Source organism: Aeribacillus sp. FSL K6-2848 (genome assembly GCF_038004325.1).
Classification (GTDB): Bacteria; Bacillota; Bacilli; order Bacillales; family Aeribacillaceae; genus Aeribacillus; species Aeribacillus composti.
Genome location: NZ_JBBOQQ010000001.1, coordinates 538,613 through 558,542, shown reverse-complemented (window position 1 = coordinate 558,542; position 19,930 = coordinate 538,613). Strand labels below are relative to the sequence as shown.

The window sequence follows — 19,930 nt, the reverse complement described above, 5'->3', positions numbered from 1 at the left end:
CGAAATGAACATGAAGCTGAAATCATGTTTGAGGATGAAACAGAAGATGTAAAAATTAAAGGGGTTAAATTCTATACGATGAATGATGGAAGGAACACAATTAAACAAATCGGTGAAATAGCATTAGGACGAGCGTTTAAAGGTTTAAGTGTTCAAGAATTATAATTAAACGTAGTCAAACACGTAGTCAAAAACATCAAATGCCCCCGCAAATATTGATTTGTTCGTGTTTTGAGACGATTGGGTTCAGGCCCAATATTTCCAATCAGCTTCGCTTGAAGTCCTGTGATGCGAAAATCTTTGTCGAACCCAATTTTCACCGTGCAAGTATAGTCTCTAGAATGAACTCCAGTTAGAATATTCTCTACTCTGTCTTCCGTCCATTTAACCGGCTTGCCAAGCATGCGCGCCATGATACAAGCAATGATTTCTGCATTTGCCTGCAACTTTGTGCCATAACCGCCGCCAACATCCGGGGCAATAACTCGTATATTATGCTCAGGCATTTGCAATGTCTGGGCAATCAGCGTACGTACTTGAGAAGGTGCCTGTGTCGAGCATGTAACTGTCATCTTTTTAGATCCAGGATTATATTCGGCAATACATACACGAGACTCCATCGGAGTTCCGGTGTAGCGGTTATGTGTAATGGTTTCTTCAAGGACATATTCCGAATTGGCAAATGCATCGTCTATATCACCGATAGTGGTTCTCGATTCTAATTGTTTATTATCGCCCCATTCTTCATAAAGAAGCGCCTTTGGCTCCAGTGCATCTTCAATCGTCACAACAGCTGGTAAAACCTCATATTCTACTTCAATAAGATCGACTGCATCTTCAGCAATATATCGGTCTTCGGCAGCAATAACGGCCACTGGCTCACCGACATAGCGAACCTTTTTATAGGCAATCGCATACACTTCTGGTACTTTGTTAAATATATTGATCGTCGGTACAAGTGGTCCTGAATATTGAAGTGCCTCTTCTCCCGTTAGAACAGCTACTACTCCAGGCAGTTTTTTCGCTTTGCTTGCATCAATATTTACAATACGTGCATGAGCATGAGGACTCCGTACAATGGCCAAATGTAACATGCCTGGTTTTTCAATATCATCGGTAAATTGTCCATTACCAGTCAAAAGTCTTATGTCTTCTTTACGCTTCAAACTTACACCTAAACCTTTTTTTACAGTAACCATTTTGTCGCCTCCTCTGTTTTTTTATTTCTTAATTATTTTTTGATTAGGATCATTTGTCCTTGTAATCCTTGCAATCACCTCCTTAAAGAGGGATAACTATTTTGAATATTGGGAATATTAGGAATATTAAAATGATTATTTTATTTATGAGTTGCTCATGATACTAACTGACGGTCTTTTTTCTTACGCAAAAATCCGCCCGCACGCTTGTTTCGAAAAGCAATGATTTCAGCAAGAATACTTAACGCTATTTCCTGAGGAGACTCCGAACCAATATCTAATCCAACGGGATTAAATATGTGATCATATTGGTCAATGTCGTCTATTTGAAGAGCTTTAAATATTTTTTGGCATCTAGAACGCGGACCTAAAATCCCAATATACCTTGCATCCGTATGAAGTATATGTTTCAGAACATTTATATCTCGTTCCAAATGATGGTTCATAATGACCACATACGATTTGGAACTGACTTTTACCTTTTCGGGAATTGAGCTTGCATCTGCTAAAATTCTTTTCGCACCTGAAAACGAGCTTCTGTTAGATAGGCTGATCTTGGATCGACTACGGTTGTATTAAATCCTAATCTAACACTAAACTCTGCTAAAGGAATGGCATCATGACCCGCACCAAAAATGATTAATTCAATCGGAGGAATATTTACATCAAAAAATACATCGACTTTTTCTCCGTTTGATAAGGTGAATGTTTTTGTTTCCGATTTTGGATTTGTACTTTGTAATAGATTTTTCGAAAAATCGCAGACGAATTGATGTAATTCATTATTGTCCAGCGAAGGAGCTACTCTAGATTGAGTATCAATCTCGCTAACTTATTGCCGGAATTGTGTGAACATCACAGAATATGGTGATGAGACAAAAAATAAAGTTGTTTTTCATTTTCCTTACCAATATAACTTTTACATTTTATTCGGCTTTCTTCTGTGAATCTTTAAATTTGTTGCTAATAACTGGGCTTTTGCTTTATTATTTGAAATAGATGTTGCTTATACCAATTTAATACAGTGATCTCAACAATTGGGCTTTCAAATGTTTTGGGTATTTTTAGGAAGAATGGTATTTTATCCTTTTGTGTAAGAAGAATATGGACGGAACAGGCAAGGTGGCAGCCGATTTGAACTTTGCAACTATCTAAAAAAGAATTGGCGTGCTTTCATATTTCAGCTTTAACTTTACGTGATAAAGCATTGGGCATCTGCTCAATGCTCTATTGTTTGTTCATTTTACGCAGAGTGGTGAAAAGGTTATGGAATTTGTACTGATTGTATTGCCGGCTTTTATCATTTTTGCAGTCGGATATGTAGGGCAAAAAACAATTGGCTTTGACATTAAATCTATTTCGGTCATGACGACATACTTAATGTATCCGTTTCTTGTCTTCCGGACATTTTATACAAACAAAATTACACTTGATTATTTTTATATTCTTATATTTTGCTTGCTTTTATGTTTCATATTAATGGTTATCGTAAAAATTGTAAGTAAATTAAAAAAATTGCCGCAATCGATAGAGTCTGCCATGATGTTATCAGCTGTTTTCATGAATAGCGGCAACTATGGGGCCCCAATTATATTGTTTGTTTTTGGTCAAACTGCTTTTGATTATGCAGTCATCATGATGGTTATCCAGTCCTTTTTAATGAATACGATCGGTCTTTACTACGCTGCCATTGGCAGCAAAGAAGACAGCAGCATAAAAAGCGCCCTTATGAAAATAGTGAAAATGCCCGTTTTATACGGTTCAGCTGCCGGCATTTTGCTTCAAATCCTGCATGTTCCGGTGCCTGATTTCATCATGCAGCCTGTCGGTTTGATTGCCGATGCAACGATTCCGACCATTATGGTCATTCTCGGAATGCAGCTCGCCAACATCCAGCTAAAAAGTGTAAAAGCTGGCGACGTCGCTTCCATCTTTATCATTCGCATGATCATATCGCCTATTATTTCAATTGGTATTATTCTTTGTCTTCCGCTTGAAGACTTGCTTGCAAAAATTTTAATCATTCTTGCATCTATGCCTACTGCAGCCAACACGACAATGTTTGCTGTTCAATTTCAAACAGAACCAGATTTAGTTTCATTCAGCACATTAACCACGACGCTGGCCAGCATTGCTACAGTGCCGCTCTTGCTTGCGCTGCTCTCTTAAAAAAGAAACGAGCGAGCAGCATTACATGAACGGCAGCTCAAATGCGTCAAATGTGTCACATCTCTTTTTTATAATTTGCCATCATATTTTGCAAAATGTCCACCAGCTTTTCGATACCGACTTGCAAATCATGCTCGCTCAAATAAGAATAGCTGATGCGAATATAATGTTGTTTCGGTTCATGAAGAAAACAGGCGCTTCCGGGCAAATAAGAAATCTTATTTTTCCGAGCTGCTTCTTGCAATTTTATTGGCTGAATCATGGATGGAAGTTTAATCCAGGCATTCAATCCGCCTTTTGGTTTATAAATCATTACTTCCTCTAAATTTTTGAATGCGTCAAGAACCGTATTTCTTCTTAATTCAAGCGCAATTTTTAGTTTTTCCATATGATTTTTCATCCGCTCCGTCCGCAAAATGGGAAGCAGCGCTTTTTGCGGTAAGAGCGGGCTTCCGATATCCATCGTCGCTTTCGTGCCGTACAGCCAATCGAATAAAACCCCATCCACAATGACAGCCGCAATGCGAATGCCTGGCGCAGTTGTTTTGCTAAATCCTTTAAGGTAAATGACGTGACCGTTTTTATCAAAGAATTTTATTGGCTTTGGCACCGTCATATTGTCAAATGAAACTTCGCTGAATGAATCGTCTTCTAAAATTAAAAAATGGTACATTTCTGCTAGTTCTACCAATTGCTTGCGGCTCTTTTCCGGCATGCATGTTCCAGTAGGATTTTGAAAGGTTGGGTTTACATATAATAGTTTTGGTTGATGCACCTGCAATTTATCCTCCAATTCATCTACTTTCAATCCCTCTTCATCTACTCCAATCGATACGACTTGAAATCCTTTATTGACAAACACATCAATGGCCGCACCATAACAAGGGCTTTCAACCATCACAACATCCCCTGGACTTAACAAAGTTTGCGCCACTAAGTCAATTCCTTGCTGTGCACCGCTTGTAATGATCATTTTGTCGTGTTTAACAGATAAGTGATGGAAGTTAAATAAGTAATTGGCAATTTCATACCTTAATTCTTCATCTCCTTCAATAGGACCATATGTCGACAACACAAGGGGATGCTGCTCCAATATTTTTTTCATTTCTTGAACAAGGAAGTGAGATGGAAGCAGCCTTGGATAAACGACTGCTTGGGAAAAGTCATAAATCTCTTTTTCACGATAGGCGAGATATTGTGATCTTGTTCCATTCATCTTCATCTGATGCTGCCAGCCGAAAGATTCAGAGTGCTTTTCATATGATTTTTTCTTTCCCGCTGCAACAAAAACACCTTTACCTTGCTGAATCTGTATATATCCTTTCAATTCCAGCAGTTTGTAGGCTTTTTGCACCGTCAGAAAGCTTACATTAAGTTCATTTGCTAACGATCTTAAAGAAGGAAGCCTTTCACCGTGAAGAAGCATGCCCGATTGAATCCGTTCTTCGATTTGCCTGCTGATTTGTTCATAATATGGGGTGCCTAATTTTTTATTAATCGATAATTGCATTGTCTCCCCTCCCATTACATAAAAGACAAAAGATAAAAGCGCATAACTGTTATACAGTGCATTGTACTGTTATATACCGTTGTCGTTATAATATCAAAAAACTTAACAAAAAGGAGTTATTCGTCGTGGTTATTTTGAATTACTGTTTTATATGCTTAATTTTTGGAACAACTTTTTTAGCTATCAAAATCGGAATTGAAGCAGGGGCACCGCCGTTTTTTTCAGCGGGAATGCGTTTTTTTGCCGCTGGGGTGATTATGATGGCCGTCTTTAAAATGCGGAACTATCGATTGAAAACCGTTTTATTTTCCTCTTCGCTCATGTTTAACGGTTTTTGCTTAACTTTTATCACTTTTGCTTCATTATATTGGGCTGAGCAATTCATCCCGTCCGGACTAGCTGCTGTATTATCTGCAACAGGCCCGATGATGGTGCTGCTCCATCAGGCAAGAGAGAATAAACAACCGATCAAAAAAGAACAATTAGCAGGGATGGCGGCTGCTTTAATAGGCGTCTTTCTGATCTCTTCACCGGGGTTCTCTTTGTCTGTCTCCGGCATGTGGGTTTTGGCTTGCTTTATGATCATATTAAGCGAGTGGTTTTATGGACTTGGGACAGTTCGGGCAAAAATGTTTACAAGCAAACATCCGGATATCTCGCCATTTCTTTCAAATGCCGTACAAATGTTTTACGGCGGCATTTTCTTATTGGCCGTATCCTTTTTAACGGGCGAACAAGGCAAATGGCTGCTGCTGGCAAGCTATGAAACGGTGTTATCACTGCTCTATTTAATCATCATCGGCTCCATCGTCGGCCACGGGCTGTATTATTGGCTTGTTTCAAAAACAAATCCGGTTTTTCCGTCAACTTGGCTTTACATTTCGCCTCTTGTCGCGCTAATCGCCGGCTACATAATATTAAATGAAATCATGAAACCCATTACGCTGATCGGCGCCTTCTTGATTTTATTTGGTGTATTTTTAACTAATCGATCAACTTTTTATGAGTATTGGAAAAAGGGAGCGCTGTTTCACAGGACCGCTTCAAAAAATTTTGATTGAAAACTCTGGAATATTTTAAAAAAAGCCGTTAAATCCCTGCGACAAAAATTTTCAGTGTGCCATTTCATCCATAGCGATTTAAAAAAATGAGGCCAGCTTGCCTCTCTCATTCAGAGGACAAGCTGGCCGGATTCCTTTGCACAGCTCCCTTAATATGTTTTAAATTTACCCATTACTTGATTTTTTTCAGATCGGCCACGTTGCGGCAAATGAAAGAACGACGACTTATCTATGTGTACAGTGGGCTATTATCAACAATAAAAAAGCTTGCAGAGAAAAAATACTTCTTTCTCCGCAAGCTGATAGGAAAGGAGAGTTCTTTTTAACCCTCTTCAATCCATTAATTTTTTCTAAAAAAGTCAATAAACGCGTTGAAAATTTCAAATCCTTGATAAGACAATAAAGAGAGAGCTGTAATTGAAAAAAATGCTGTCAATAACATACGTAACCAAATCATGGTACTCATCCTCCTTTGAATGATTTGTTTATGATTCATTCAAGCAGGTGAGACCACATAATTCGATTCGTAAAAGACGGGATTCAGCAAAAACCGTCTTTTGAAAGATTGCACAAAGCAATAGCAGAAATAAGTGGTGCTTAACGCTATAAAAATGTAACTGGCAATATCAAACCAAGAGTCTTTTCCTATATCTGGTCCATCAATTGGAGCAAAATTTTCTGCCAAATGATCGATGGCGCTAATTTCGTGTACAGCATTTATAGTATGACTGGAACGATCACTGGAAATGTATAAACAGGTAATACTTATAAAAATAAAAATTGTCAGGGCAACGATTTTTTTCATGTATTCACGCCCCTTTAACATCTTTTCTTCATTATGTACCTGGTTTTAATATTTTAAAACAAAAATGTTTTTCTCTCTTCCCCTCTGTTTGATTATTTAACGAACAATTTCTTTTCCTCGATGCTGCCATCTGCTTTAGTTCTGTAAGATTTCACTGTTGAATCCGGGAGGCAATCCGCAGTGCCTTCAAAAAACTTCACCTGTTTCTGTACGAATTTCCGAAAAGCTGTCTGTCGGACAGGTTTTATTTTTTGAGACTTATTAAACGAATCAGTGAGGAGACCAAAAAAGCAGCAGCAACGGCTAGAAGAATTTTTCCGACAAGCAATGCTGTTATTTTCAGCACAAATACTGCCAAAATCATGACTAAACTGATTGCGATCATAATGAGAGAATAAGTTTTCATATGAGGTTCATCTCCTTTAGCTGTCTGTTTTCAAGCAGAAAAAATCGGCTGCCTAATTCGGCATAAATATATCGCTGGTGACTTGTAAATAAAATGCATTGTTCCTTGAACGCTTCTTTCAGCATCATGATTGACTGCTTTTGTGAGGCCTCGTCTAATGAAGTAAAAGGTTCATCCAAAATAATCAACTCAGGTGATCTTGCTAACATACTAATAAGGAATAGTTTATATTTCATGCCTAGAGAGTAATGTTTGACCGGCTTTTGCAAAGCATGTGTCAGATCAAACTGTTCACAAAGCTCTTGGAATTTTTCTTCATATGCAGCTCTTTTTTCTTTTTTGATCCTCCAAAGTGAAAGAATAAGCTCCTTATTTTCAAATCCAGTTAATGCATCATAAACAAGTGGTTTATCAGGAATATAGGCCATTGCTTCTTTAAAACGATCTGTTCCAGGCTTATACTTTTCATTTAGTAAAATATTTCCTGAATCCGGTTGGATTAATCCCGCTATTAGCCTTAGCAAAGTTGATTTGCCGCTGCCATTTTTTCCGATGATACATGCTCGGTCTCCTGCATGTAATTGAAAAGAAACATTTTCCAGCAATGCTCCTTTTTCTGCAGTTTGTTCATACTGAAAAGCCAGTTGTGAAACTTGAAGCTTAACCATATAGAAATCCTCCAATAATCAACAAACAGTTTATAATCCAATAAAGCGAGACAATACGCCACAGCTCCTATTCTGCTTCCTTTTAGCGTAAGAAACTATTCCGTAATAAAGCAGAAATATCAGATAAAGGGATAAGTACTTTTGACTGAAAAAATAAATAGTCCCGGTATTTCAAGCACTGTGTGAGAAAAAGGTAAGTCCTACATGACAGCGGTCATATAAGTCGTGATTTCCCTATGAGAATCGTTGTAAAACAAAGTGACTGCGGTCATCTTCCATCAAGTCAACGAACCAATTCCAAACATTGATAGCTCTCTAACATAAAAATAACTGCGAAAGAAAAATTGTTTCCTAGTTGTAAATTTGGAATGCACTCATTGCGAGTATATAGTAGCGATTTCAAACACAAGAAATAAATCAGTCCCAGCGAGGCAATCACTTATTCAGTAATAGAAAGGATTTTAACTTTTTCAACATGGTCAATTCCTTTTTTCATTGTGTTCTTACAAACAATTAGGCAAATGGCTGAAACTATCATAAAATATAGAACAGATATGTAGTTGACAACACCTGCCGCTTCCCTCAATACACCAATAAATAGTGATGCGAGCAAGTAATAAATAAAAGGCATGACGAGAAAGTTCCTCATAAAAGCTTGGCCGTTATTTACTATGCTTTCCTCTTCTTCAGTTGTTCCAATCTCGTATTCATGAATAAAATGGAACTTGGTGATAAATGGAAACAAGTATAATTGAATAAATGGAAAAATGAAAAAAGAGATAGTTATTCCAATAAAAGGAATGATCATCCTGAGATCAGCTATTTGGAAATACGTAAGAATCATTATATTCCCTATCGTCAAAAAGAAAGATGGAATTAAATATAGGCAATAAAACAATTTCAATTTTGCCCAAAAGAATTCAGTTAACGAAAAAAATGATAGTTGGTACATCCATATGTTTCTTTTTTCGGTGCTAAAAGAAAAGAAAGAAGGAGTCAACATTCTCATTTCCATTGCTTGGTTAGCTAAAACCATCAAGTTCAATGTAAATAATAGCTGTATTTGGAGAGTCGTGTTTCCTGTCGCTGACATACATGCAGTAAAGAACCCTATATAAAAAAATGCTTCGTAAGATAAGACCATATAATTAAAAAATTCTTTTGAGAGCAGCCATCTTTTTTCACGTATGATTTGTAGATCTTTATAAATCAGTGCATTCTTCGGCAAAAAAATAGAACGTACCCAATGCAGCAGTTGTAGATAGAAGTGAAAAAAGTCACGAAATCTCTTAATCTCTCCATGATCTTCAGTTGGAATCATCTTAACAGGCAAGGAAAGTACGCCAACTAGAAGGAAAATCAGAGGCCCTAACATCCATGGAGTCCCAATAAAATGTTCAATCTGCAAATATAAAGAGCCGTCTGAAAATAAACTCTTTTGAAAGGAGTTTATTTTATTCCCATATAGATTGATCAGCTGCTGAGATAGATTGACCCAAGCTGTATCTTCAGCTGCAGCCAAAAAGGATGGAAAATTATCCTTAAATGTTTTGAAAATAGGGACTAGAAGACCTGACACAAGAACGCGCCCCAGCATAAAAAAAGCAGTTGAGACAGCGGCGAAAAATACAAAACGGACCCACCCTATTTTTTTTACTACAATGTTATGAATATAGGCACCTGCAAGTTTATTGCTCGTCATAAACAACAGAGCGCCCAGCAGCAAAATATTCAACTGCTTCATCCAGAATAAAGCATCTAATGATTCCGCAATTCGTGATTGAAATAAAATATAAACAAAAAATAGGCTGGAATTTGTAAAAATGCTCCATACCAGCTCTAAAGCAATAAATGTGATATGTATTGATTTGAACGAGACTGGAGCAGCCTGAATAAGATCCATAAACGGTGGAATATGAGTTCTTCGATAAGCTCCGGCTCCCTTAAAAATTGAATAAAGAAGAAAAAAGACAATGAAACCACTTTCCCATTGCTGGCGATATTGCTGGGAGTATAGCCATTTGTACAAAACGGATACGATGACGAAGGCAAGCAAAATATCAAGAATAAAAGAAAACATCATATACTGTTTTGAACTAAGTTTTCTTAAAAAGGGCGCTTTTTTAATAATGAATTCATTGACAGCAGAATATTGCTGTTCCATTCGAATCGATAGCATAAGTGATAATAGCTTTATTAACATTCTCTCACCTGTATTTCAAAGTATGAAAATTCTTCATCGAAAAATAGTTTGACTTTCAAGCGATAATCACTTTTCTTGATTTCCTTCTTTAGATATTAACGAATTGCTGCTTAACCTGCTGCAGCGCTCAATGAACGTCCGTCTGAACCAACTGCTGTTGGAATAGAAACGAGTGCAGTAATAGCTCCGCCAGCTTCAACAACGTTTAAGACAACCGCCGCTACACTTTCACGATCTGCAGCTGGAAACGCTGAAGAGAGTGAGCACAGTGCAAACGTTAAAAAGCCGACTGCTAACGCACTAAAAGAAAAGACAGCTTGTTTTATTTCTTTTAGCCATTAACAGTAAATTACTTACTAAAATACTTTTTATTACCACCTAAGTTTAAGATATATTCAGACCACTATCAATACATCTTTGTAAATTTTATTCACAAAACTTTCACTCAAGTTTTTAAATTTTTTACAACACTCTAACCCAACAGATCAGGCAAGTATGAACTTCTATCCTGCTTGGCTTGGTAGGGATCTTATTACTATCGCAGATGATTTTGTAGTCATGGAAGGGTATCATTCCGCTTACGAGGCAGCATTATATCTGATAGGAAATAATGAAGGACAAGAATCTTTTTTATTATATGTCTTTTCATTATAGGTCAAAAAATGCCTCTATATAACTTTATTAAGACAAAAGTAGAGCCGATTCTTTAATAGACAGACTCTAAAGTAAATTCATTCAAATTTCGTCTTAACAACTTATACAAAAACAAATTTTCCACAATTTAAGAGATATTCTTCAACTTCTTGATTTGATCAACCATCATAACAAAATTTTTATCTTCATAAGCATTTTCATCTTTCTTTAATGTTAACTATATATTCTTGGTATTCTTTTACAAAGGCTTTCATAAAGTCCATAAAATGGAAATCCAGTACTCTTTGTTTGCTTGAATATATTAACTAAAACAATCAATGAACAAGCGATTTTGGGATTTTTTAAATGTATATTTTAACGCATTCTCATGAGTTTCAATGGTACCTTGAACTATTTCTCCATTACTTAATTTTATTAAGTAATCTCCAATATCCAATAAAAGACCATCATGGAACGTTGAATTTAATAATTCACGTTTTTTACCATTTTCAACAATATACATATATAATCTTTTGCAAAAAGAATAGTTCAAAAGGCTCATCTTTTGTATCCTCATATTCTTCAACTTCGAATATTAGTTTCAACTACTAATCCATCTCACAAATTTATTTTACTTTTATTACATTTTTACCGGATAAAGGATAATCTGTTTTTATGACTCATCTTTATTCACAATTACTTTAACTTGGTTTATTCCGTACTTGTTAATAGAATAAACATAAGATTTATCCCCATTTCTTGCTGTTCCTTTATAAGTTCCTTTTTCTAGAGATTTCATATTCTGAAGAAACATCTTTGGATAAGATGTTATTTATTTCTCCGATCAAATCATTTCCTAGCTCCTGAAATTTTTCCCAATCGATATTTTGATACTGAACACGATTCGTTAGTTGGTTAAATACATCATGATAACGAGAAATAAAGAGAGATAATTCATCTTCATTGTTTTCAGCTGTTTCTTCATTTTGTTGTCCTGCATTCGTTGAAGAAAGATTCGATTCATTACTCTTCCCATTACTAGCTTCATTAGTTGACTCTTGATCTTTTTGCCTGACATTTTTTCTTCACTGTTTAAAAAATAAAAAGCAGATAGACTGACAAGCAGAAATAAACCGCACAACGATAACACTACTACTTACTTTTTTGACTTCATGTCTTTACCCTATTCCATTTTTTGATCTATTCTAAATATATAAAATTTTAAATCTATAAAAAATGACAAAAAAGCACCCATCTCATTTGAGAGGGTACTTTCAAGCAGATTAGACCAAACTTAATCTCCATCAAGACAATCAAGTTTACACAGAACTTTGAATCTTTTATGTTATACAAGAACTGCTTCTTTTTTTATTACAGTATTTTGAAGAACGAGATTGACCGGATCTCCAACTTGAAAGCGGGAAGTATGTTGAATCAATTCATGTACCGTCCATTCTTCTTCACCTACTTGTACGATGTAATACATTTCTTTTCCTTGATATTGAACAAATTTTACCACCCCATGCGAAGAACCTTCTTTTGCTTTAGACAGCGCCCATTGATCCGGACGGACAGGATATAGACCCTTTTTTTTCAAATTAATAGATACTCCTATATCCGGCCATTTTTCATTAGGAAATGGCTTCGGAATAAACATTCCTTCCTCCCATTTACCTTGAATTAAATTGCATTTACCTACAAAAGTTGCAACAAATTCTGTCTCCGGCCTTGTAAAAATCATTTCCGGCCGGTCAATTTGTTCAATTTTCCCATGATTCATTACGACAATTCGATCTGCCATCGCAAATGCTTCGCTTTGATCATGGGTAACATATACAATGGAAGCATTTGTGTGACGATGAATGTGTTGAATCTCCTTTCTCATTTCCATTCGAAGTTCAGCATCTAAAGCACTGAGAGGCTCATCCATTAATAAAAGACCTGGTTCTGGCGCAATTGCACGTGCTAAAGACACCCGCTGTTTTTGTCCACCGGAAAGTTCATGAGGATATCGTTGGGCTAGCGACTCTAACCCAACCATTCGTAAAACATTTTTCACTCTCTCCTCCCGCTGCTCCTTATCAGCCTTTGGAGCAAACGAATGATGCATTAAAGGAAATTGAACATGCTCATATACTGTCATATGCGGCCATAAGGCAAACGATTGAAAAACCATCCCTATGTTCCTTTTTTCCGGCGGGAGGACGGCTTCCGCTGAAGCAACAACAGTATCATTTATCGTAATGGTTCCGCTTGTCGGTTTCATAAAACCGGCCAGTAATTTTAATAATGTAGTCTTTCCACAACCAGAAGGTCCCAAAATGGCGATAAATTCTCCATCCTTGATTGTTAAATCAATGGAATGCAAAGCTGTGACATCCCCATATGCTTTTGAAATCCCATCAAGCCGAATCATTTTGTTTCAACACCTTTCGTCTCCAAACTTTTTCAAGGCTGATAAACAAAAAACTGCCGAACAAAATTCCTAAAACAATTAAACTTGAAAATGCTGTGGAATAAGTGGTATATCCAGCCTGTTCGTAGTTAAAAATAACAACTCCCACCGTTTCGGCTCCTGTAGACCATAGAAGGCTGGAAACCGTCAGTTCGGTCAAAGAGGTTAAAAAGACCAACAAGGCTCCGCCAATGATACCCGGCAAAAGAAGCGGCATGAGAATTCGCCGCCATTTGACCAAAGGTTTAGCCCCTGACGTACGAGCAGCTTCTTCAATGGAAGGCTCTACCTGTGTCAGCGCCGTGTAGCTTCCCCTAACCTGTAAAATGATAAATCTTGTAATGTAGGCAATAATTAAAATCCAAATGGAGCCGTAGATACCCGGGTTCCATCCTGGCAACGGCTGCATCCATGAAAAGATCATACTGAGAGCAAAGACAGTCCCCGGCAGTGCGTAAGGTATCGTTACAAACAGCTCCACTAACTTTGTCCATCTATTTGGTGATTTATAGCGAAAATACGCAATGGCCGTTCCGACAATCAATGAGACAATTGTCGTTAAGATCGCAAGCTTCATGCTGTTGCTGATCGCTGACATTGTTTTTGGATCAGAGAATAGAATGTATCGATAGTTTTCTAGTGATAAATTTTCTAATTGAAAAGGGAGCCCGTAAGCTTTTATTAATGATGTCGTACCCATTGAAACGAACGGAACGAAACTCGTAAACAACAAAAATGCCCAAACGGCTATTTCGATCAAACGCTTCCAAGTCAAAGATAAATGAATGCGAGGTTCTTTATCCCGTTTGACCGTTTCAATTACACGGCTTCGCCTTAAAAGAAGCCATTGAATAGACAGTCCGATTAAAGCAATTGCTCCCAACAAAATCGATAGAACGGCCGCTCTTGCAAAGGCAGCCGGTCCAAATCCGACGACTTCTTCGTAAATATACGTACTTAGCACACGAATGTTTGCCGGGATACCTAAAAAAGCAGGGATCCCAAAGTTATCAAGATTTGATAAAAAAGCGAGCATTCCGCCGCTGCAAATCCCGGGCAATGCTAGCGGAAGGATGACCTTACGAATAATAGTTCCTCTTTTAGCACCGCATGTTTGTGCCGCTTGCTCAAGCTCCAGAGGAATTTTTCTAAACACTTCCACCGTTAGTAAATATACAAGCGGATAATGAGACAAACCTAAAATAAAAATGATTCCACCTATGCTATACAAGTTTGGCAGCTTCCAATCTCCTGGAAGCATATGAAGAACAGCTGCAATTGGTCCATTGCCGCTAAAAAACTGAACCCATGCAAGTGTTGTAATGTATGAAGGAATAATAAACGGAAGAAAGATAAACAGCTGCATCCATTTTTTCCCGCTAATGTTTAAATAGGCGATAACCCATGCCATCGCAATCCCTAAAATAAGTGAAACCAAAGTAGAACCGATGACGATATAAAGCGTATTTTTCACAGTGATCCATGTTTGTTCTTCTTTCAGCACTTCTGAGTAATTCGAAAATGAGACGGCACCCTCTTCTGTTAAACTTAATAAGATAAGGCGAAAAACGGGAACTATAAAAAATAAAATAATCAGTAAAAACCCGAAACCCATCCACAAGTTTTTCAATGGGGAGAAACGAGAAAACGAGGACGTGCTCCTCGTCATCCCTTTTGTTTGCTCTTTACCAGGAAACATCGTCCTCTCTCCTTTAATTATTGTTGACCAAAGATTTCACCAAATTTTGCTTTATCTACTTCACGAGATTGATAAAGCTCAGATATGTCTGCATTCAGTACGTTCAACTCATCAATCGTTTTTAATCCCTCTGGAGCATTAACGTCTTGGCGAATCGGTGTATATCCAAGTTCAGCTGCTAATTTTTGTCCTTCTTCTGATAAAACGAAATCTACGAAAGCTTTAGCTGCTTCTTCATTTTTTGTATCCTTCATAATACCGATCGGTTCAGTAATGACAGGAACGCCTTCTTTCGGATAGATGAATTCTACAGGTGAACCTTCTTTTTTGGCGCGCGCAGCGAGATAATCAACAACGATTCCGTATGGCTTTTCCCCTGAAGCAACCGATTTTAACACACCGCCATTCCCTTTCGTAACAGCCATTCCGTTTTCTTTTAAACGCTTGAAGAAATCCCATCCTAAATCGTTTTGTCTTGTAAACACTCCAAGATTGTATGCAGCTGCTCCTGAATAAAACGGGCTTGGCATAATCGCTTTTCCTTTTGCGTCGCTTTCCGTCAATACATCCCAGCTATCAGGTATGTTTTGCACACTATTTGTGTTCACTGCAAGAACAGTTGCCATCACTTTTGTGCCTGTGTACATGCCGTCACTGTCAATAAACTGACCCGGAATTTGTTCTGCTTCTTTTGATTTGTAAGAAAGTAAAAGATCGTCATTTTTTAAACTTTCAAACGTTACAGCGTCTGCAACAAGCAAAACATCTGCTTGAATGTTTCCAGCTTCTTTTTCAGCTTGTAATTTTGCAATCACTTCTTCCGTTCCTGACCGGAAAGTATTGACTTTTACATCAGGATATTTTTCATTAAAAGCTGTCACTAATCTTTGAGCATCTTCATCAGGCTGTGAAGTATAGAAATTAAGTTCCCCTGAGACTTCCTTCTTTTGTTCTGACTGCGTTTCTACATCATTGCTTGATGAGGCATTATTGCTGCTGCCACAGGCAGCTAATACAAAAAGTAATGTGAATATAGTGAAAGCGGACAACCATTTACGCATTGGAATGTTCCTCCTTACCCTCTTTTAAGAAATTTAAAGAGCATTTTCGAAACCAGCGTTCAATCTGTTCCATTTTCCGTTTGTGATGAACGGGAAACTCCACAGGTGAAACGGTAATATAACCTTCCTTTAGCTTTAAATAATCACTGTTTTCGTTAAGGTTTACTAATTGGTTTAATTCATCTTTTAACCAAAAATATACTTGACCGTGCGGATCGTTTAGCCCTACGTATCGATAACGGGAAACTGTCAAATCTAAAGGAACTACCTCAACACCTTTACAAAGATAAATCGGAATATTCGGTAAATTGATGTTTAAGAAAACTCCTTTAGGAATTCGGTTTTGTAAAATAATTTCAACCGCTTTATACAAAAGCTGTTTTGTTTTTAAATAATTTACCTTCGCTTCATCAAATTCGTTCAACGATACTGATACGGCTGGAACGTTGTAAAGAGAAGCCTCAACCGCACCTGCCAATGTACCAGAGTAATATAAATCCCTTCCTAAATTCGGACCAAGATTAATACCTGAAAACAAAATATCAGGCGGAGTCTTTAACAGTACTTCCATCCCAAGTTTGACGCAATCGGCCGGAGTACCGTTTACGGCCCATGCCCCTTTCGTTCCAGAGAATATTTCCACAGGTTTCACTTTTAATGGTGTTCTGAGAGTAATGGAATGGCCGACTGCGCTTCGCTCTTGGTCAGGACAAACGACATAAACTTCACCAAAATGCTGAAGAACTTCTACAAGTGCTTCGACTCCTGGCGCAAAAATTCCGTCATCGTTTGTAACTAAAATTCTCAACGGACGACCTCCTTCAATCGATTTCCGTTCCGTTTTATATACAGTACATTTTTCTTTAACACCATCAAATCTTTTGAAGCATCAAACCCTTCAATAATTACTGGAATATTCTCGATAGTTAAAAATTTGTTTAATATTTCTTCTCCGATATCACCGTCACCTAACGGTAAATGAAGAATTTCTTTTGTTGCATCACTAATATGAATTTTGTTTACCTCCGGCATTTCATTCCAGATAGAAAAAATGTCTGCGTGTAATGGAATGTGGGCGACATCAAATGTCGTTTGAATTTGCGGGAAAAAAGGTGCAATCACTTTTTTTACGGCGGCTGGTTTAATAATAAACTCTTTCGCCTTCCATTCCATCATTTCTAACGATAACGTGAGTCCTTCTTGTCTAGCTTTTCGATCAAGTTCTTCCATTGATTCGAACAAAAGATCTTCATGGATAGAAACGTCTGAATCCGCAAGAGTCAGCTTTCCTGGATGAAATGTAATATTATCAGCTCCAATTTGTGAAGCCAGCTCAATAGATCGAATAATTTCATGAACGGACTGCTTGCGAATGCCATTATTTAGAGAGCTTAAGTTTAAATCCCAGCTTGCTGCGTGCATCGTCAGCTGCATGTTTGTTTCTTCTTTGACCTGCCGGATTCGTTTAGGCATGCTTTCATATTTCCACACATGCTCTGCCCAAACCTCAACACCGACAAATTTTAACTCTTTTGCCAGCCTAATCACTTCCTCAACCGGAAATGCCCATGCAAGTGTAGAAGCAAAGCGTATATTCATCGAACTGATTTCCTCCTTTCTTATTTTTTAATGAAATGGAGAGATTCATTTTTACATTGCCGATTAGAGAAAGGTTTCGTGAGTTAAGTCCATGAAAATCACTTCCTCCTGAATCAACAATTGATTCTGACAAGCAATTGGAATATGTATGTCCACTTCCTTTTCATCTATCTTAAGTTTAGAAAAGATTTGTTAAGGAACACTTAAAGGCGGTTTGAACTTTTGTAAACATTCTGTAAATGAAAAAATAAAAAATAAGAAATGAAAAAGCGGTTTCAAATCGCAATTATGCATCATTCTCAACTTAGAATGTAAATTGTTTGTAAATTTTTTACGATTTATTCATATTCTTTGCTAAATACACTCTTTTTTGTTTAGATATCACATGTGTTATCATATTATATAAATCATTGCGGACGTGATATTTTCCGAGTTTACTAGCAGTTTCCCACACAGATGAAAAAATTCAGTTTATTTTTCCAAATGAGATTGATCCCGGAAATAATCGCAAAATATTTTATATGCCCCTTTTGAGGACGCTAAAGGACATTTCGTTCAATGCGAAAATCCTTGCCGACAGTGGAATCTAAAAATTCTCTGCCTTTTCGGTTGTAGTACTTGAACTTAGCCTTCAATGCTGAATTCGCTACTGATACAGCTTCAAAAAAGACAATGAAAAAGCGCTCAACACAATAAAATTTGACAGGCTCTGTTTGAGCGTGATATAGTTTGTTTTGAAAATACAGAAAATTTTTTAAATAATTAAAATTGTAAGCGCTTAAAAGGGGTAAAGATATGACAAGACAAGCAGTAAAGGATGCTCTCAAGGAAACTCTTGACAAGGTGTTGGATACCGCTGTAGGCAGGGCTGGAGGAGCCCCTGGTGTAGTTGCAATGGTAACTGACCGGGACGGAAACATCTATGAGGGGGCAGCCGGTGTACGCGATCTTGGAAAGAAAACACCGATGACCACCGATACAGTGTTCGCTCTTTTTTCGACCACGAAGGCCATCACCGGTACGACATTGATGAAATTGGTCGAGGAAGGAAAAGTCAGTCTCGACGATCCGGTCAAGAAGTATGTACCTGAGATTGCCGAGATTCCAGTTCTCGAAGGGTTTGACAAAGACGGGCAGCCAAAACTAAGGGAAGCAAAAACCGATGTTACGATCAACATGTTGATGCTTCACACTGCCGGCTTCGGCTACGAGTTCTTCAGTCATGAAGATCGAAAATACCGTGAAGCAAAGGGAGTACCTTCCATTCTCACTAGTACATTTGACTCTGTAAAGAGCGTGCTTCTATTCGAGCCAGGTGAACGCTGGAACTATGGCGTCAACATCGACTGGGTTGGTAAAGTTGTTGAAGCCGTATCCGGTAAACGACTGGGCGAAGTGATGGCAGAGCGTATTTTTGCCCCACTCGGCATGTCCGACATCGGTTTCACGTTATCACCGTCGATGATGGAACGCCGCGCAACCATCCACAGCCGCAGTCAGGATGGTCAACTCACACCAAAACCTGAGCTTATTCTCCCGCAATCTCCAGAAATGGATATGGGAGGACATGGTTTGTATGCGAGCATTGGCGAATACACGAAGTTTATCCGAATGATTTTGAATGACGGTGCGGGTGTACTCAAACCAGAAACAGTCGCGCAAATGTCTCAAAACGGACTTGGGGAATTGAAGAGCGGCGGATGGATTTCGTCCGATCCAACGCTGGCTAATGACGGCGAGTTCTACCCCGGCGTACAAAAGTCGTGGTCTTATACATTCCAGGTAAACGATGAACCTACCCCTACAGGTCGTCCAGCAGGCCAATTGATGTGGTCGGGATTAGCTAACCTGTTTTACTGGATTGATCGCAAAAACGGGATTGGCGGATATTGGGCTACGCAAATATTTCCGTTCCAAGATGTGGGGTCATACTTGGGCTTCCTCGAATTCGAGTCAGCAGTCTATAGTACGTTGAAACGGTTCGGTCAGATTACTACTTAATCTAGGGAATGGAGACTATACAGATGACTCCCCCGCTTACTCCGTATCATGTCACAAAGTGCGGATGGATGATCATCTAAAGTATTTTCTTTCTAACATACACTTCAGCGGCGGACGCCATAGCTTAAGAGTTTGTTAGAAATATATTCGATAGCGCTTTCTTTAAGAATCCTTTATTGTACTGCATTTATCAATATCAATCATTGAATATCGGAGATTTTCCGGGCCAATCTTTTTGCCTATCCAGCAAACTGAAACAAATTTTTAAGGGGCTGTCTAATAAGTCGATTTTCCGGCTTATAGACGCCCCTTTAATGTTTTAGAAACGTTGATATATCGACGCTTATGATGTTCCGTTTTCAGTGGATTTTGACTTGCTGGACAGCCCCTGTTTGTGCTTCGAGCAGCCTTTATTGTCTTTTACATTATGGCTGCAGCGAAATCTGTCAGAAATGTATATT

Annotated in this window: 16 protein-coding genes and 1 pseudogene; 4 read left to right on the top strand and 13 right to left on the bottom strand. The window is 38.0% G+C overall.

The features are described 5' to 3' along the window. The first annotated feature begins 24 nt into the window (after nt 1–24). Nucleotides 25–165: a hypothetical protein gene (locus NSS70_RS02835; protein ID WP_212967284.1), complete on the top strand. Its 141-nt coding sequence runs from the start codon at nt 25–27 to the stop codon at nt 163–165. Here NSS70_RS02835 and NSS70_RS02830 read toward each other — a convergent pair. Continuing rightward, a complete protein-coding gene (locus NSS70_RS02830; protein ID WP_340880898.1) occupies nt 153–1,139 on the bottom strand; it encodes a xanthine dehydrogenase family protein molybdopterin-binding subunit in 987 nt (328 codons plus the stop codon). The two genes, NSS70_RS02835 and NSS70_RS02830, sit on opposite strands and share 13 nt — an antisense overlap. Nucleotides 1,140–1,354: 215 nt before the next feature. After that, nucleotides 1,355–1,812: pseudogene (locus NSS70_RS02825) on the bottom strand (XdhC family protein). Nucleotides 1,813–2,465: 653 nt separating this feature from the next. Here NSS70_RS02825 and NSS70_RS02820 point away from each other — a divergent pair. After that, a complete protein-coding gene (locus NSS70_RS02820; RefSeq protein WP_063387889.1) occupies nt 2,466–3,368 on the top strand; it encodes an AEC family transporter in 903 nt (300 codons plus the stop codon). Between the two features lie 55 nt (nt 3,369–3,423). On the opposite strand, the gene pdxR is transcribed toward NSS70_RS02820, so the two are convergent. Further along, nucleotides 3,424–4,878: a MocR-like pyridoxine biosynthesis transcription factor PdxR gene (gene pdxR, locus NSS70_RS02815; RefSeq protein WP_340880897.1), complete on the bottom strand. Its 1,455-nt coding sequence runs from the start codon at nt 4,876–4,878 to the stop codon at nt 3,424–3,426. A 125-nt stretch (nt 4,879–5,003) separates the two neighbouring features. On the opposite strand from pdxR, the gene NSS70_RS02810 reads away from it, so the two are divergent. Further along, the gene (locus NSS70_RS02810; RefSeq protein ID WP_340880896.1) at nt 5,004–5,939 is read left to right on the top strand and encodes a DMT family transporter; all 936 of its coding nucleotides are present in this window, start codon (nt 5,004–5,006) and stop codon (nt 5,937–5,939) included. A 496-nt stretch (nt 5,940–6,435) separates the two neighbouring features. Here NSS70_RS02810 and NSS70_RS02805 read toward each other — a convergent pair whose 3' ends face one another. The 10 genes from NSS70_RS02805 to NSS70_RS02760 form a co-directional block, all read right to left on the bottom strand. Then, on the bottom strand, nt 6,436–6,744 hold the full coding sequence (locus NSS70_RS02805) for a hypothetical protein (protein WP_340807269.1): 309 nt from the start codon (nt 6,742–6,744) through the stop codon (nt 6,436–6,438). A gap of 244 nt (nt 6,745–6,988) precedes the next feature. After that, the gene (locus tag NSS70_RS02800; RefSeq protein WP_162877049.1) at nt 6,989–7,150 is read right to left on the bottom strand and encodes a hypothetical protein; all 162 of its coding nucleotides are present in this window, start codon (nt 7,148–7,150) and stop codon (nt 6,989–6,991) included. After that, nucleotides 7,147–7,818 carry an ABC transporter ATP-binding protein gene (locus tag NSS70_RS02795; RefSeq protein WP_063387893.1) on the bottom strand — a complete coding sequence of 224 codons (672 nt, stop codon included), beginning with the start codon at nt 7,816–7,818 and terminating at the stop codon, nt 7,147–7,149. Before NSS70_RS02795 ends, NSS70_RS02800 begins: the two co-directional genes overlap by 4 nt. 439 nt (nt 7,819–8,257) lie before the next feature. Then, nucleotides 8,258–10,021: a hypothetical protein gene (locus tag NSS70_RS02790; protein WP_340880894.1), complete on the bottom strand. Its 1,764-nt coding sequence runs from the start codon at nt 10,019–10,021 to the stop codon at nt 8,258–8,260. Between the two features lie 955 nt (nt 10,022–10,976). Then, nucleotides 10,977–11,216: a hypothetical protein gene (locus NSS70_RS02785; RefSeq protein WP_339194145.1), complete on the bottom strand. Its 240-nt coding sequence runs from the start codon at nt 11,214–11,216 to the stop codon at nt 10,977–10,979. Between the two features lie 783 nt (nt 11,217–11,999). Beyond that, the gene (locus NSS70_RS02780; RefSeq protein WP_144597155.1) at nt 12,000–13,070 is read right to left on the bottom strand and encodes an ABC transporter ATP-binding protein; all 1,071 of its coding nucleotides are present in this window, start codon (nt 13,068–13,070) and stop codon (nt 12,000–12,002) included. Next, entirely contained in the window at nt 13,057–14,808 is a 1,752-nt protein-coding gene (locus tag NSS70_RS02775; protein WP_340880892.1) for an ABC transporter permease, read from the bottom strand. The genes NSS70_RS02780 and NSS70_RS02775 overlap by 14 nt, the downstream gene beginning before the upstream one ends. A 17-nt stretch (nt 14,809–14,825) precedes the next feature. Then, a complete protein-coding gene (locus tag NSS70_RS02770) occupies nt 14,826–15,869 on the bottom strand; it encodes an ABC transporter substrate-binding protein (RefSeq protein WP_340880891.1) in 1,044 nt (347 codons plus the stop codon). Next, nucleotides 15,862–16,677 carry a 5'/3'-nucleotidase SurE gene (gene surE, locus NSS70_RS02765; RefSeq protein ID WP_066248180.1) on the bottom strand — a complete coding sequence of 272 codons (816 nt, stop codon included), beginning with the start codon at nt 16,675–16,677 and terminating at the stop codon, nt 15,862–15,864. The genes NSS70_RS02770 and surE overlap by 8 nt, the downstream gene beginning before the upstream one ends. After that, nucleotides 16,674–17,468 carry a sugar phosphate isomerase/epimerase family protein gene (locus tag NSS70_RS02760; RefSeq protein WP_340880889.1) on the bottom strand — a complete coding sequence of 265 codons (795 nt, stop codon included), beginning with the start codon at nt 17,466–17,468 and terminating at the stop codon, nt 16,674–16,676. Before NSS70_RS02760 ends, surE begins: the two co-directional genes overlap by 4 nt. 795 nt (nt 17,469–18,263) lie before the next feature. Here NSS70_RS02760 and NSS70_RS02755 point away from each other — a divergent pair. Beyond that, nucleotides 18,264–19,469: a serine hydrolase domain-containing protein gene (locus tag NSS70_RS02755; protein WP_063387902.1), complete on the top strand. Its 1,206-nt coding sequence runs from the start codon at nt 18,264–18,266 to the stop codon at nt 19,467–19,469. Nucleotides 19,470–19,930 lie beyond the last annotated feature (461 nt).